This is a genomic window from Streptomyces humi, from assembly GCF_001005085.2.
Lineage (GTDB): Bacteria > Actinomycetota > Actinomycetes > Streptomycetales > Streptomycetaceae > Streptomyces > Streptomyces humi.
In genome coordinates, this window is the sequence record NZ_LBMU02000041.1 from 47,271 (window position 1) to 61,166 (window position 13,896).

A 13,896-nucleotide genomic window follows, 5' to 3' on the forward strand; every position below is an offset into this window, starting at 1 on the left:
AGCCCCGGTAAGGGCCTCACGAGCCCCGGTAAGGGCCTCACGCCGGCGCCGGGTTTCACGGCGCCTCCAGCAAGTCGTCGGTCCCGGGCAGGGGTTGCTGCGGATCGTCGTACAGCAGGGCGATGCCGTGGGCCCAGAAGGACTCCGTACGTCCCTCGCGCAGCCCGTTGCGCAGACCGTGCACCACTGCGGGCAGCTCCCCGGCGCCTGCCGCCTCGTCCACGATCAGCCTCGCGCCCCGGTGGAACTCCCCGCACACGGATCCGGTGTGCCGTCCCCCCCGGCGCCACAGCACCACCCCGAACCCGGCCCGGACGATCCGGCCGAGTGCGGTGTCGTCGTCCTCGTAGCGCCGGTCGCCCTCGCGGCAGAGCACCGGGATGACCCCGGGCGGGAGGCCGCGCAGCTCCGACACCCCCGGCACGGGCCGGCGCACCGAGTCGTCGCAGTCCAGCACTTCGGCCCGGGTCCGGACGACCGCGACGTGCACCCGGCGCCAGCGGTCACGGCGCTCGGCCTCCAGGTCGTCGCCGGAGAGCTCGTCGCCGTACCAGCTGTCCTCCCCGGGCAGCTGGTCGCGGTCCGAGCAGCGGACCAGGACCGGCCGTTCGACGCCCAGCGGCCGGCCGTCGGGCCGCAGCCGCCACTCGTCCACCGGAAGGTCGAGCATCCGGTGCGGCAGGGCCGCGTACAGCGCGGCGGGCTGCCCGGGTTCGTCGCAGTGCCGGAACGCCTCGGCGAGCGGCCCTGCGAGACCGCCGGGGAGACCGTCGAGGCCGGCCCCCTGGCCTTCGTCCAGCCGGGTCACGTCGCCGTCCGGCCGCATCACCGCCACCGACCAGTCGCACTGGTCGGGTTGCCAGGCCCGTCGTTCGACCTCGAGCAGCACGGAGTGGCGGTGGGATCGAGCGAGCGGCTCCCGCGCCGTGTCCCCGGTCAGGAACCGGGCGCCGCCGCCCACGCTCCGCTCGTGCAGCCGCCCGCCGAGGTGCTGGGCGCGTCTGTGGGCGAGGTCGCTGCGCGGACCGCTGCCCAGGCGGGTCGAGACCTGTTTGATCCACTCCCACAGGGCTTGTTCGGCGTCGAGCACGAAGGGTGTCGCCGGCCGCTCGGCGGTCATGACCCGCATCGCGTAGTCGACGACGAGCGGGAGCACGCCGTCGAACCGCGCGTTCTCGTAGAGCGCGCCGAGGCCGTCGCGCCAGCCGCGCGGCGCGGGCGACATCGCAGACGGCCGGAAGTCCGTCAGCGAGGCCAGGATGTCGAGCAGACCGCGGGTGCTTTCCGGGGGCGGCAGGTCGGCGAGCCTGCCGAGCAGCTCGACCCGCTCGTCCGGACTCAGGGCCCGTCCCGGGCGGGCACCGAGTTCGGTCTGGAGGTCGGTCCAGGTGGGGCGCCCGGAGTCGGAGGGCTGTCGGCGGTCCCGGTGGTACCGGTCGTGGGCGTGGCAGACAACCTGGTAGAGATCGCTCTGGTACGGGTCCTGCCGGTACGGGTCCTGGCGGTACGGGTCCTGCCAGTGCGAGTCCTGCCAGTGCGAGTCCTGCCAGTGCGAGTCCTGCCAGTGCGAGTCCTGCCAGTGCGAGTCCTGCCGGTACGGGTCCTGCCGGTACGGGTCCTGCCGGTACGGATCGGGTGGCCGGGCGCTCGGCGGCACCGGCAGGGTGCGCAGCCGCTCGATCCCGATCCACATGGCGCCCGCCCCGTGGTCGACGCGTGAGCTCAGCACACCGACGACCTCGCCGCGCACCGGGTCGATCACGGGCCCGCCGGAGAGACCGGGCGGGAGGCCGTGTTCGCCGAGGCGCAGCTGGACGCCGCCGGACCAGCCGCCGACGCCGCCGGGCACGGCCAGGAAGCCGTCCTGTGGCTGTGGCCGTCCCCGGAAGAGGGTCCAGCCGGCGTAGAACACCCGCCCCTCGCTGTAGTGCGGCGCCGGACGCTCGGACAGGTACAGGCACTCGTGGTCCACCGGCTCGCGCAGCCTGACGAGCGCCAGGTCGGGGGCGGGCCAGGCGCCCTGGCCGGGGCCGTCGACGTGCTCCGGAAGGGTGGCCGCGACCTCGCCGGGCACGGCGTACGGCTCCTCGCGGCCACCGGGCCGGCAGATCACCGCCACCTCACCCCCTGCCCCGCCGTCGATGACGTGGGCACAGGTCAGTACCCAGTTCGGCGCGACGAAGAAGCCACTGCCGAGGAAGTCCCCCGGCTCCTGCGGGGAATGCCCGGGACGCGTGCGGTGGATGCGGACGGTGGCGGCCGTCACGAGTTCACGCAGCGCCAAGAGGACCGCATCCCGGCCGACGGACGCGCCCTCGCCGGGCCGGCCCGTCACAGCGGCCGCCCGGGCACCGGAGCACCGCCGGACGCGTCCGCGAGCGGTCCGGGCACCTGTCCGGCCTCCGAAACCGGCCCGCTGCGCGCGGTGTCCTGTCCCATACCCTCCCCGCCCCCCTTCCCCGCGTGTGCCGCACGGGAAGACATCGCCCTTCCGTCCGGCTCCACCCACGGGAAAGGAGTCCTTCCCCCGCGGGGCGGGCCCTACCCATCACCGGCGGAAGGCCTTCGTCCTCCGCCTAGGCTGGTAGGCACCCATCACCGGGCATCCGACACGTGTACGCAGCAGGAGAGCACCCCATGTACTTCACCGACCGAGGCATCGAGGAACTGGAGAAGCGGCGCGGCGAGGAAGAGGTCACGTTCGAGTGGCTCGCGGAACAGCTCCGCACCTTCGTCGACCTGAACCCCGACTTCGAGGTCCCGGTCGAGCGCCTGGCGACCTGGCTGGCCCGGCTGGACGACGAGGACGAGGAGTAGGACGCCGGGGCCCGGCCCCCGCTGTCCCGTCGGTCAAGCCCGCGCTGTCCCGTCGGTCAAGCCCGCGCTGTCCCGTCGGTCAAGCCCGCGCTGTCCCGTCGGTCACTCCCTCGCTGTCCCGTCGGTCACTCCCTCGCTGTCCCGTCGGTCAGTCCCGCGGGAACACCGTCTCGTACGACAGCTCCAGCACCCCGTGCACCAACAGCACCGCCCCCGCCAGGACCCACGGCACACTGCGCCGCCGTGCGCCCCAGAGCACGGCCGGCACCCCCACGCAGACCTCGCCCCACGCGACCTTGGACACGTCCATCGGCATGCCCACAGGCTAAGCAGTTCGTCCTCCCCTTGCCTGTCATGTCACCCCACCCTCGTCAACTCCGCGACCGACCACTCACCCGTAAGAGCACCTTGACTTCCGAGGGCCACGATATATCGTGTTTCACGGAAGACGCGATATGGCGCGAGCCGCAGGCCGTGCGTGCGCATCCGCGTCCAGCCGCCATGCCCGGCCGAGGGAGGTCCGCACCATGTCCGAGTGGTCCGTCGCTGAACCCAGGAAGCTCGCCTTCGACACCCCCGTCAGCGATCTGCACGTCCGCATCGTCAACGGAACAGTCAACGTCGTGGGTACGGACGAGGGTTCCGCCCGCCTGGAGATCTCCGAGATCGAGGGGCCGCCCCTGATCGTCACCCAGCAGGGCGGCACCCTCACCGTGGCCTACGAGGACCTGCCCTGGAAGGGCTTCCTCAAGTGGCTCGACCGCAAGGGCTGGCGGCGCAGCGCGGTCGTCTCGCTGACCGTCCCGGCGGAGACCCGCGTGGAGGTGGGCGTGGTCGGCGCCGCCGCGGTCGTCTCGGGGATCAACGGCACCTCGGTGGTGAAGGGCGTCACCGGCGACACCACCCTGGTGGGCCTCGCGGGAGAGGTCCGCGCGGACACGGTCTCCGGAAACCTGGAGGCCCAGGCCGTCACCGGCGACCTGCGGTTCAACTCCGTCTCCGGGGACCTGACCGTCGTCGAGGGCTCGGGCTCCGCCGTGCGCGCCGACTCGGTCAGCGGCTCCATGATCATCGACCTGGACCCGGACGGCCCGACCGACGTCAGGCTGACCAGCGTCTCCGGTGAGATCGCCATCCGGCTGCCGCACCCGGCCGACGCCGAGGTGGAGGCCAACACCGCGAGCGGCACCATCTCCAACGCCTTCGACGGACTGCGGGTCCACGGCCAGTGGGGCGCCCACAAGATCACCGGCCGGCTCGGCGCGGGCAACGGCAAGCTCCGCGCCACCACGGTCTCGGGCTCCATCGCCCTGCTGCGCCGCCCGCCCCGGGAGGACGAGGACGAGAGGGCGGCATGGGAGAGGACCGCACCGCCCTCCGCCCCCACGGACCTCACAGAACCGACAGGGCCGTCCGACGACACGGCCCACCACACGACTGGCGACACGGCCCACGACCCGACGCGCGACACGGCCGACGACACGACCGGCGGTACGACCGACAAGAAGGTGCTCTGACATGCCTCCCGTCTTCGCCCACGGCCGCCTCCGCCTGTACCTGCTCAAGCTGCTGGACGAGGCCCCGCGCCACGGCTACGAGGTGATCCGGCTGCTCGAAGAACGCTTCCAGGGCCTCTACGCCCCGTCGGCGGGCACCGTCTACCCCCGCCTCGCCAAGCTGGAGGCCGAGGGCCTGGTCACCCACACCACCGAGGGCGGCCGCAAGGTCTACGCCATCACGGACGCGGGCCGGGCAGAACTCGCCGACCGCAGCGGCGAGTTGGCCGACCTGGAGCTGGAGATCCGCGAGTCGGTGGCCGAACTGGCCGCCGAGATAAGGGCCGACGTGCGCGGCGCGGCCGGTGACCTGCGCCGCGAGGTGCGCGCTGCCGCCTCCGAGGCCCGGCGCGGTGACGGCCGCGGTGACGACTCGCGCGCCGGGGAGTACGGCGACCTGGGCGACAAGGAGTCGTGGCGGGCCGCCAAGGAGGAGATGCGCCGGGTCAAGCAGGAGTGGAAGGAGCAGGCCCGCCGCGCCAAGGACGAGAGCCGCCGGGCCCGGGACGAGGCCCAGCGGGCCCGCCGACAGGCCCAGGAGGCGCAGGCCCGGGCCCGCGCCCAGGCCCAGGAGGAGATGCAGCGCATCGCCCGCCGGGTGCAGGAGCACGTCCAGGACCACTTCGCGCGCGGCGACTGGCCGACCGGGGTCCGCGAGGGCATCACCGAACTCGCCAAGGAGTTCGGTGACTTCGGGAAGGACTACGGCAAGGAGTTCAGCAAGGACTTCGGTAAGGACTTCGGCTTCGGCGGCCGCACCGAACCGGCGTCGGCCGCCGGCCCGGACCTGAGCAAGCCGGCACCGGCACCGGAGTATTCGCGGACACCGGAGGACTTCCCGGCCCAGTACGTCCCGTCCTGGTCGCACGGCGACGAGACCGGTACCGGGGACCCGGCCCGCGATCTCGACCGGCTCCTGGACCGGTTCCGCGACGACATCCGCGACGCGGCCCGCGACCACGGAGTCACCGCGGAACAGCTCGGTGACGCCCGCCGCCACCTGTCGACGGCGGCGGCCCACATCGGCGCGTTGCTGCGCGGCGGCGAGCACTGACCGGCACCGGACACCGCCGGCGCCGGCGAAGCACCCGGGCACGCGAACACCCGGGCGTCCGGGCCGCCCCGGCACTGCCCGGCCGCGTCAGGAGTTGGTGAGGACGATCTTCCCGAACTGATCGCCGGAGGCCAGCCGTTCGAAGCCCTCGCGGGCGCGGTCCAGCGGCAGCAGTTCGTCGATGACGGGCCGTACACCGGTGGCGGCGCAGAAGGCGAGCAGGTCCTCCAGCTCGTCCTTGGTGCCCATGGTCGAGCCGACGACCTTCAGCTCGAGGAAGAAGATCCGGGTCAGTTCGGCGTGCGAGGGGCGGTCGCCACTGGTGGCACCGGAGATGACGAGGGTGCCACCGGGTCGCAGCGACTTCACCGAGTGGGACCAGGTGGCGGCTCCGACGGTCTCGATGACGGCGTCCACGCGCCGCGGGAGCCGGGCGCCCGGCTCCACCGCCTCGACGGCACCGAGCTCCAGGGCCCGCTTCCGCTTGGCCTCGTCGCGGCTGGTGGCGAAGACCCGCAGCCCGGCGGCCTTGCCGAGCACGATGGCGGCCGTGGCGACACCGCCGCCCGCGCCCTGCACGAGGACCGCGTCACCGGGGCGGACACCCGCGTTGGTGAAGAGCATCCGGTACGCCGTCAGCCAGGCCGTCGGCAGACAGGCGGCCTCCGCGAAGGAGAGCTCCCTGGGCTTGGGCAGGATGTTCCAGGTGGGCACGGCCACCTGCTCGGCGAAGGTGCCCTGGTAGCGCTCGGTGAGGATGGACCGGGGCTCGTGCGGACCGACCCCGTGACCGCTCTGCCCGATCACGGAGTGCAGGACGACCTCGTTGCCGTCCTCGTCGACGCCGGCGGCGTCGCAGCCGAGGATCATCGGCAGCCGGTCCTCCGGGAGACCGACACCGCGCAGGGACCAGAGGTCGTGATGGTTGAGGGAGGCGGCCCGGACGTCGACGGTGCTCCAGCCGGGCCGGGCCGTTGGGGCGGGACGGTCCCCCAACTCAAGTCCGGAGAGCGGCTGGTCGCGGTCGATTCGGGCGGCGTAGACGGCGAACATAGGGCCGACGATAGGTTCCGGAAGCCGATGGCGAAACCGGGGGCTCCTGTGACACATCCCCTCTTGCGCGGGACGCCCCGCGTACGAGGCGCCCCGCAGGGGCGCGAGGCTGTGTCCGGCATGCGGCTCCGCCGCGCGGGCGCGACCAGCCCCACCGGCCGGCACCCGCCCACGCGACCGCCACCACCCCCGTGCGGCCGACCGGGGCGGGAGCCCCCACGCACCCGAACGGGTGGGCGGGCAGGCAAAGAAATGGCCCCGCCCGCCGGAAGCGGACGGGGCCACGAAAGCTACCGCCGGGCGACGCCCTCGGCGCGCGCGGCAGCCGCGACCGCCGCGGTCACCGCGGGCGCGACCCGCTCGTCGAACGGAGACGGGATGACGTAGTCGGCGGCGAGATCGTCGCCGACGACCGCCGCCAGTGCCTCCGCCGCCGCGATCTTCATGCCCTCGGTGATCCGGGAGGCCCGCACCTGGAGGGCCCCGGCGAAGATCCCGGGGAACGCCAGCACGTTGTTGATCTGGTTCGGGAAGTCCGACCGTCCGGTGGCCACGACCGCCGCGTACTTGTGGGCGACGTCGGGGTGCACCTCGGGGTTCGGGTTGGCCATGGCGAAGACGAAGGAGCCCTCCGCCATGGAGGCGACGGCCTCCTCCGGAACCGTGCCGCCGGAGACGCCGATGAAGACGTCGGCGCCGGCCAGCGCGTCCTCGAGGGTGCCCTTGAGCCCGGCCTTGTTGGTGAACCCGGCGACCTGGCGCTTGACGTCGGTGAGGTCGTCGCGGTCGGCCGAGATGATGCCCTTGCGGTCGGCGAGGGCGACGTCGCCGATACCGGCCTCGACCAGCATCTTGGCGATGGCGACCCCGGCCGCGCCGGCGCCCGAGATCACCGCCCGCAGCTGCCCGATCTCACGCCGGCTGAGCCGTGCCGCGTTCCGCAGCGCCGCCAGCGTCACCACGGCCGTGCCGTGCTGGTCGTCGTGGAAGACCGGGATGTCCAGCCGCTCCTGGAGCCGGCGCTCGATCTCGAAGCACCGCGGTGCCGAGATGTCCTCCAGGTTGACTCCGCCGAACGAGGGGGCGAGCCGGACGACGGTCTCCACGATCTCGTCGACGCCGGTGCAGTCGAGGGCGATCGGGACCGCGTCCACACCGCCGAACTGCTTGAAGAGGATCGCCTTGCCCTCCATCACCGGGAGGGAGGCCTCGGGGCCGATGTCCCCGAGTCCGAGCACGGCCGTACCGTCGGTGACGACGGCGACGACGGACGACTTCCAGGTGTAGTCGTTGACCAGCTCGGGCTGCTCCGCGATCGCGGTGCACACGCGCGCGACTCCGGGCGTGTACGCGAGGGAAAGGTCGTCCTTGTCACGGAGCGGCACGGTGGCCTGCACAGCCATCTTGCCGCCGCGGTGCAGCGCGAACGCCGGATCGAAGGAATCGAGGGGCTCGGCCCCGCCGTCCTGGTCCGCCGTGCTGTCGCTGCGAGGATTGACGATCTCCGCTGCCACTTGTCTTACCCCTTAGGTATGCATGGTTTGAGGGTCGGCCACTCCCGGTGAGGGGGTGGGCGGGCACCGCGCAGGGCCCGATCACTGATACGTACGAGGTGGCACGTACGAGCACCTGCGCGACGGGCGCGCCGCACACGCGCCCTGAGCCCCGGATGAGGGGTGTAATGACCCTTCTTACCGGACGGGCGGCACCCGCGACGAGTCGAATAGGTGCAAGGTCACATCACGGATGTCGTAGGTAGTCGACAGATGAGCGGCCGGACGGCCGCGAGACGGCGGCCGACCACAGCGTGAGATGGACCGGAGATGAACCGAAGATCTTCCGGTCAGAGCGTCGAATTCCCGCAGATGCGCGGGGGCGAGGGGCCGCAGAGGTGCAGCCTGACGCGGTTCGGGGTTCACCCGTTATCCGATTTTGACATCGTCGCACACCTGTATGGAGCAATCCCAATGGCAGGATGCCGTAAACCCACGAGGTCGCGACACCCGAAGGTGTGTGTTTCCGTCGACCCATCGGCATATCGACATATCAGACACATCGGTATATCGGCTTGTTCAATCCACCGCCGGAGGAACCCACCATGACCGCAAGCTCCACCCGTCGTACCACCGTCGCGCGCTCCAGGACCGCAGCGTTCGGTGCGATCGCGGTCGCAGGCACCCTGCTGCTCACCGGCTGCGGCGACCACACGGACAAGGGCAGTGACGGCGGCTCGTCGTCCTCCGCGGGGTCCTCTTCCGCCCCGCTGGCGAGCAAGCTGCCCGCCGACATCCGCAAGGCCGGTGTGATCAAGGTGGGCTCCGACATCGCCTACCCGCCGGTCGAGTACATGGAGAACGGCAAGGCCGTCGGTGTCGACCCGGACATCGCGGAGGCGCTGGGCAAGCAGCTGGGCGTGAAGTTCGACTTCCAGAACGGCAAGTTCGACCAGCTGATCGTGGGCCTCCAGGCCAACCGCTTCAACGTGATCATGTCGGCGATGAACGACACCAAGGACCGCCAGAACGGCATCGACTCCGACACCGGCAAGAAGGTCGGCAACGGCGTCGACTTCGTCGACTACTTCACCGCAGGCACCTCGATCCTGGTCCAGAAGGGCAACCCGAAGGGCATCAAGTCGCTGGACGACCTGTGCGGCAAGGTCGTGGCCCTCCAGAAGGGCACCACGTCCGAGGGCATCGCCAAGGCGCAGAGCACGAAGTGTACGAAGGACGGCAACAAGGCCATCACCCTTCAGACCTTCGACACCGACCCCGAGGCGCTGCTCCGGCTGAAGCAGGGCGCCTCCGTCGCCGACCTGAACGACTTCCCGGTCGCCGCCTACAACGCCAAGACCTCCGGCGGCGGCAAGGACTTCGAGGTCGTCGGCGACCAGATCGAGGCCGGCCCGTACGGCATCGCGGTCAGCAAGGAGAACACCCAGCTGCGCGACGCGCTCCAGGCCGCGGTGGACGCCATCATCAAGAACGGCGACTACCAGAAGATCCTCGCCAAGTGGAACGTCACCCAGGGCGCGGTCACCGAGGGCAAGGTCAACGGCGGCTCCTGAACGGCCTCGGGCACGACTGAGGGCCGACAAGGTCTATGAAGGGCTGTCACTGTGACTGACACGGTCGACAAGACTCCGGCGGCCTCGGTGCCGCCGGAGCAGATCAAGGCCATCCCGGTACGCCACTACGGCCGCTGGGTGGCCGCGGCGGTGGTCATCGCCGTCCTGGTGCTGATCGGTGTCGCGTTCTCCAACGCGAACATCAACTACGGCGTCGTCCCGGACTACCTCACCGACGGGACGATCCTGTCGGGTGCCTGGCACACCCTGTACATCTCGGTGCTCGCCATGGCGCTCGGCCTGGTCCTCGGCGTGATCCTGGCGATCATGCGGATGTCCTCGAACCCGGTGACCAGCACGGTGGCCTGGTTCTACGTCTGGTTCTTCCGGGGCACTCCGGTCCTGGTCCAGCTGCTGCTCTGGTACAACATCGCGCTCGTCTTCCCCATCCTGAACCTGGGGTTCTACAAGGACGAGATGAACCAGGTCATGACGCCGTTCCTGGCCGCGCTGCTGGGTCTCGGCCTCAACGAGGCCGCGTACATGTCGGAGATCGTCCGGGCCGGCATCCAGTCGGTCGACGAGGGGCAGACGGAGGCCTCGCACGCGCTGGGCATGACCCAGGGCAAGACCCTGCGCCGGGTGATCCTGCCGCAGGCGATGCGGGTCATCGTGCCGCCGACGGGCAACGAGTTCATCAACATGCTCAAGACCTCGTCACTGGCGTACGTGGTCCAGTTCAACGAGCTGATCAAACGGGCCACGGACATCTCCAGCACCTCGCTGGCGGTGGTCGAGATGTACTTCGTGGCCTCCATCTGGTACCTGCTGCTGACCACGATCTTCAGCATCGTCCAGTACTACATCGAGCGCCGTTACGCCCGCGGTTCCTCGCGCAGCCTGCCGCCGACCCCGTTGCAGCGCCTGCGCAGGAACCTGTCCCAGTGGGCTTCGTTCCGTCGCCCGGAGGTGGCCCGATGAGCTCTCTCGTCAAGGACATCACCCCGCCGAGCAGCGGCGCCCCGATGGTCAAGGCGGAGGGGGTGCACAAGTCGTTCGGACTCGCGCACATCCTCAAGGGCATCGACCTGGAGGTGCTGCCGCGTGAGGTGTTCTGCCTGATCGGCCCGTCCGGTTCCGGCAAGTCCACGTTCCTGCGGTGCATCAACCATCTCGAGAAGATCAGCGCGGGCCGCCTCTACGTCGACGGCCAGCTGGTCGGCTACCGCCAGCACGGCGACAAGCTCTACGAGCTGAAGGAGAAGGAGGTCGCGGCGCAGCGGCGGGACATCGGCATGGTGTTCCAGCGCTTCAACCTCTTCCCCCACATGACGGCGCTGGAGAACGTCATGGAGGCGCCGGTCCAGGTCAAGGGCGAGTCCAAGGCCGTGGCCCGGGAGCGGGCGCAGCGTCTGCTGGACCGGGTCGGTCTCGGCGACCGTACCGGGCACTACCCGGCGCAGCTCTCCGGCGGCCAGCAGCAGCGGGTCGCGATCGCGCGGGCGCTCGCCATGCAGCCGAAGCTGATGCTGTTCGACGAGCCGACGTCCGCGCTCGACCCGGAGCTGGTCGGCGAGGTGCTGGACGTGATGCGGGACCTGGCCGAGGACGGCATGACGATGATCGTCGTCACCCACGAGATGGGGTTCGCCCGCGAGGTGGGCGACAGCCTGGTCTTCATGGACGACGGCGTGGTGGTGGAGTCCGGCCATCCGCGTGACGTCCTGACCAACCCGCAGCACGACCGGACGAAGTCGTTCCTGTCGAAGGTGCTGTAGCACACAGCGCACAGCGCACGGCCAGTAGCGCGCGCCTCGGCGCGAAGGGGCGGTACGGGATGCCCGTACCGCCCCTTCGCGCTGCCGCCCGTTCTGCCGCCGCCGCTACTTGAGGGCCAGCAGCAGCGTGTCCGAGGGCGAGCACCACACCGGCCTGGCCTCCCCGAACCCCTTCTCGCGCAGCACGCGCGCGTGCCACCGGGCCGAGGGCATGTCCCCGTCCGCGTGCTCGCCGTAGATCTCGAACCGGCGGGCGGTCGGCCCGGCGAGCACCGGGTCCTGGGCGGCCAGCTGCCACCATTCGGCCCAGTCCAGTGCCCCCGCCGCCTTGGCCTGATCCATGTCACGGTGCCGCCGCGCCCGTTCCGCCGCGTTGATCCGGGGCGTGCTGTCGTCGATCATGTGGTCCGCGTTCATGAAGACACCGCCGTCGCGGACGAGTCCCGCGACCTGACCGTAGAGGGCCGCGAGGGGTTCGCTGTGCAGCCAGTGCAGGGCCGTGGCGGTGAGGACGGCGTCGTACGAGTCGTACGGCAGCCGCGCCGGCCACTCGGGATCCTTGAGGTCGGCGGTGACGAACGTGACCCGGTCGTCGCCCGCGAAGGTGCCCTCGGCGATGGCGAGCAGGGCCGGGTCGAGGTCGACCCCGGTGCTCACCGCGTCCGGGAAGCGGGCCAGCAGCCGGGCGGTGATGCTGCCGGTGCCGCAGGCCAGGTCGAGGACGCGGGGCGCCGTGCCGACGAACGCCTCGACCATGTCGAGCATGATCCGGAACCGTTCCTCGCGGTCCGGCATGTACCACTCCTGCTGCCGGTCCCAGCTCTCCTGCCAGGCGCCCCAGTCGGCTCCGGCCACGGCCGTCGTGACGTCGCTGATGTCGCTCATGGCAACCCTCCACCATCCCGGTCCCGTAATACCCTGGAAGCACGACCGGCTGTTACCCGACCGCACACCGACCATAGAGCGCCCCCGTAAGGACTACAAGTGGAACTGGCCTATTACTCGGATTACGCCGTCCGGCTCGTCAACAGTGAGGAACCGGGCCGGGGCAGGGACGCCCTGACCTCGGTCGAGGCCGTCCGCGACCTCTTCGGCGGCAACCAGCAGGCCGCCCGGCGCGCCACCGACGCCGACGTCACCCGCTTCCGCTCGGTACGGGGCCGGCTGCGCGCGGTCTTCGAGGCGGCCGACAAGGGCGAGGAGACCCTCGCGGTCGACCTGCTGAACTCACTCCTGCTGGAGTTCCCGGTCAGCCCGCAGATCTCCGGGCACGACCACCGGGACGAGGACGGCCGCCCGTTGTGGCACATGCACCTCGCCGACCACCCCTCCAACGCCACCGCCGGGTACGCGGCGATCGCGGCGATGGGCCTGGCCTTCCACCTCACCGAGTACGGCGTCGACCGCCTCGGCCTGTGCGAGGCGGCGCCGTGCCGCAACGCCTACCTCGACACGTCCACCAACCGCTCCCGGCGCTACTGCTCGGACCGCTGCGCGACCCGCGCCAACGTGGCCGCCTACCGGGCCCGCAAACGCCTGGAGGCGGAACGCCCGGACCGGCCCGCGCGATCGGGCAGCACCGGCCTCGCGGCCGAGAGCGCCCAGCGCGCCACCGCCAGCGGCGAGCGCTGACCGGCCCGCAGCGGCCGCCAGCGGAACAGGGCCCGGCCGAGGATCAGTTCCTCCGGCACGGTCCCGTAGTCCGTGCTGTCCCCGCCCGCGTACGCGTTGTCCCCGAGCACCCACCAGCCGCCCTCGCGCGGCTCCACGGCGCGCTTGACGACCAGCAGGTCCTGCTGGAAAGGATGACGCAGGACGACCACGTCACCGGGCCGCACCCGGGCCCCGTACCGCACCAGGAGCTGATCCCCCTGGTACAGCGTGGGCACCATCGACGGGCCGGTCACCTCGGCCAGCCCGAAGGGCGCGGCGCCCCTCCCCCGCTCGGTCTCCTGCGACAGCTCCGGCATCCCCGGCACCTCCCCGGTCCGTTCCTCCACCAGTCTCAGTCTGACCCTGGACTTTTGTCCTAAGCCCATGGGGGCACTCGCGAAATCACGCTTCCCAGGGAGTAATGTCCCACCTGAGAAGACGATCACGAGGAAGGAATGCTCCATGCTTTCCCGCCTGTTTGCCCCCAAGGTCAAGGTCAGCGCACACTGCGACCTGCCCTGCGGTGTGTACGACCCGGCCCAGGCCCGCATCGAGGCGGAGTCGGTGAAGGCCGTGCAGGAGAAGATGGCCGCCAACGACGACCCGCACTTCCAGGCGCGCGCCACCGTCATCAAGGAGCAGCGTGCCGAGCTCGCCAAGCACCACGTCTCGGTGCTGTGGAGCGACTACTTCAAGCCCCCGCACTTCGAGAAGTACCCCGAGCTGCACCAGCTCGTGAACGACACCCTGAAGGCCCTCTCCGCGGCCAAGGCCTCCACGGACCCGGCCACCGGCCAGAAGGCCCTGGACTACATCGCCCAGATCGACAAGATCTTCTGGGAGACCAAGAAGGCCTGACCCCGCGCCTTTTCGGTTGCGAAGGTCTGGTCCTGCCGCACCCGGCCCGTCGGCCCGCCG

The 13,896-nt window shown here is 71.0% G+C and carries 14 protein-coding genes; 8 read left to right on the top strand and 6 right to left on the bottom strand.

Translation table 11 applies throughout. The features are described 5' to 3' along the window. Nucleotides 1–55: 55 nt before the first annotated feature. The gene (locus AAW13_RS46800) at nucleotides 56–2,335 is read right to left on the bottom strand and encodes a VMAP-C domain-containing protein (protein ID WP_046731188.1); all 2,280 of its coding nucleotides are present in this window, start codon (nucleotides 2,333–2,335) and stop codon (nucleotides 56–58) included. A gap of 302 nt (nucleotides 2,336–2,637) precedes the next feature. Between AAW13_RS46800 and AAW13_RS19560 the strand changes: the two genes are divergently transcribed. Then, nucleotides 2,638–2,817: a DUF6104 family protein gene (locus AAW13_RS19560; RefSeq protein WP_023586593.1), complete on the top strand. Its 180-nt coding sequence runs from the start codon at nucleotides 2,638–2,640 to the stop codon at nucleotides 2,815–2,817. A 148-nt stretch (nucleotides 2,818–2,965) separates the two neighbouring features. On the opposite strand, the gene AAW13_RS45955 is transcribed toward AAW13_RS19560, so the two are convergent. After that, nucleotides 2,966–3,133, bottom strand: a complete 168-nt coding sequence (locus AAW13_RS45955; RefSeq protein WP_167391717.1) for a hypothetical protein — start codon at nucleotides 3,131–3,133, stop codon at nucleotides 2,966–2,968. Nucleotides 3,134–3,344: 211 nt separating this feature from the next. Here AAW13_RS45955 and AAW13_RS19565 point away from each other — a divergent pair, with 211 nt between their 5' ends. Both AAW13_RS19565 and AAW13_RS19570 read left to right on the top strand, forming a co-directional pair. Further along, nucleotides 3,345–4,334 carry a DUF4097 family beta strand repeat-containing protein gene (locus AAW13_RS19565; protein ID WP_046731187.1) on the top strand — a complete coding sequence of 330 codons (990 nt, stop codon included), beginning with the start codon at nucleotides 3,345–3,347 and terminating at the stop codon, nucleotides 4,332–4,334. A gap of 1 nt (nucleotide 4,335) precedes the next feature. Next, the gene (locus AAW13_RS19570; protein ID WP_046731186.1) at nucleotides 4,336–5,427 is read left to right on the top strand and encodes a PadR family transcriptional regulator; all 1,092 of its coding nucleotides are present in this window, start codon (nucleotides 4,336–4,338) and stop codon (nucleotides 5,425–5,427) included. Between the two features lie 87 nt (nucleotides 5,428–5,514). Here the strand turns inward: AAW13_RS19570 and AAW13_RS19575 are convergent, their stop codons facing one another. Together AAW13_RS19575 and AAW13_RS19580 are read right to left on the bottom strand one after the other, a co-directional pair. Continuing rightward, the gene (locus tag AAW13_RS19575) at nucleotides 5,515–6,480 is read right to left on the bottom strand and encodes a zinc-binding dehydrogenase (RefSeq protein WP_046731185.1); all 966 of its coding nucleotides are present in this window, start codon (nucleotides 6,478–6,480) and stop codon (nucleotides 5,515–5,517) included. 290 nt (nucleotides 6,481–6,770) lie between these two features. Further along, nucleotides 6,771–7,994 (bottom strand): NAD(P)-dependent malic enzyme, encoded by a 1,224-nt coding sequence (locus AAW13_RS19580; protein ID WP_046731184.1) that lies wholly within the window; start codon nucleotides 7,992–7,994, stop codon nucleotides 6,771–6,773. Nucleotides 7,995–8,578: 584 nt separating this feature from the next. Between AAW13_RS19580 and AAW13_RS19585 the strand changes: the two genes are divergently transcribed. The 3 genes from AAW13_RS19585 to AAW13_RS19595 are packed head-to-tail and all read left to right on the top strand — an operon-like array spanning nucleotide 8,579 to nucleotide 11,325. Next, nucleotides 8,579–9,547, top strand: coding sequence for an ABC transporter substrate-binding protein (locus tag AAW13_RS19585; protein WP_046731183.1), 969 nt, complete (start codon nucleotides 8,579–8,581; stop codon nucleotides 9,545–9,547). Nucleotides 9,548–9,598: 51 nt separating this feature from the next. Continuing rightward, a complete protein-coding gene (locus tag AAW13_RS19590; RefSeq protein WP_046731182.1) occupies nucleotides 9,599–10,528 on the top strand; it encodes an amino acid ABC transporter permease in 930 nt (309 codons plus the stop codon). Next, nucleotides 10,525–11,325 (top strand): amino acid ABC transporter ATP-binding protein, encoded by an 801-nt coding sequence (locus AAW13_RS19595; RefSeq protein WP_046731181.1) that lies wholly within the window; start codon nucleotides 10,525–10,527, stop codon nucleotides 11,323–11,325. Before AAW13_RS19590 ends, AAW13_RS19595 begins: the two co-directional genes overlap by 4 nt. Before the next feature lie 105 nt (nucleotides 11,326–11,430). On the opposite strand, the gene AAW13_RS19600 is transcribed toward AAW13_RS19595, so the two are convergent. Next, a complete protein-coding gene (locus AAW13_RS19600; protein ID WP_046731180.1) occupies nucleotides 11,431–12,210 on the bottom strand; it encodes a class I SAM-dependent methyltransferase in 780 nt (259 codons plus the stop codon). A 99-nt stretch (nucleotides 12,211–12,309) separates the two neighbouring features. On the opposite strand from AAW13_RS19600, the gene AAW13_RS19605 reads away from it, so the two are divergent. Beyond that, complete coding sequence (locus tag AAW13_RS19605; RefSeq protein WP_046731179.1) at nucleotides 12,310–12,957, top strand: CGNR zinc finger domain-containing protein; 648 nt, start codon at nucleotides 12,310–12,312, stop codon at nucleotides 12,955–12,957. On the opposite strand, the gene sodX is transcribed toward AAW13_RS19605, so the two are convergent. Beyond that, complete coding sequence (gene sodX / locus AAW13_RS19610) at nucleotides 12,843–13,295, bottom strand: nickel-type superoxide dismutase maturation protease (protein WP_143145019.1); 453 nt, start codon at nucleotides 13,293–13,295, stop codon at nucleotides 12,843–12,845. The two genes, AAW13_RS19605 and sodX, sit on opposite strands and share 115 nt — an antisense overlap. Nucleotides 13,296–13,440: 145 nt before the next feature. Between sodX and sodN the strand changes: the two genes are divergently transcribed. Further along, nucleotides 13,441–13,836: a superoxide dismutase, Ni gene (sodN, locus tag AAW13_RS19615; RefSeq protein WP_020136639.1), complete on the top strand. Its 396-nt coding sequence runs from the start codon at nucleotides 13,441–13,443 to the stop codon at nucleotides 13,834–13,836. Nucleotides 13,837–13,896 lie beyond the last annotated feature (60 nt).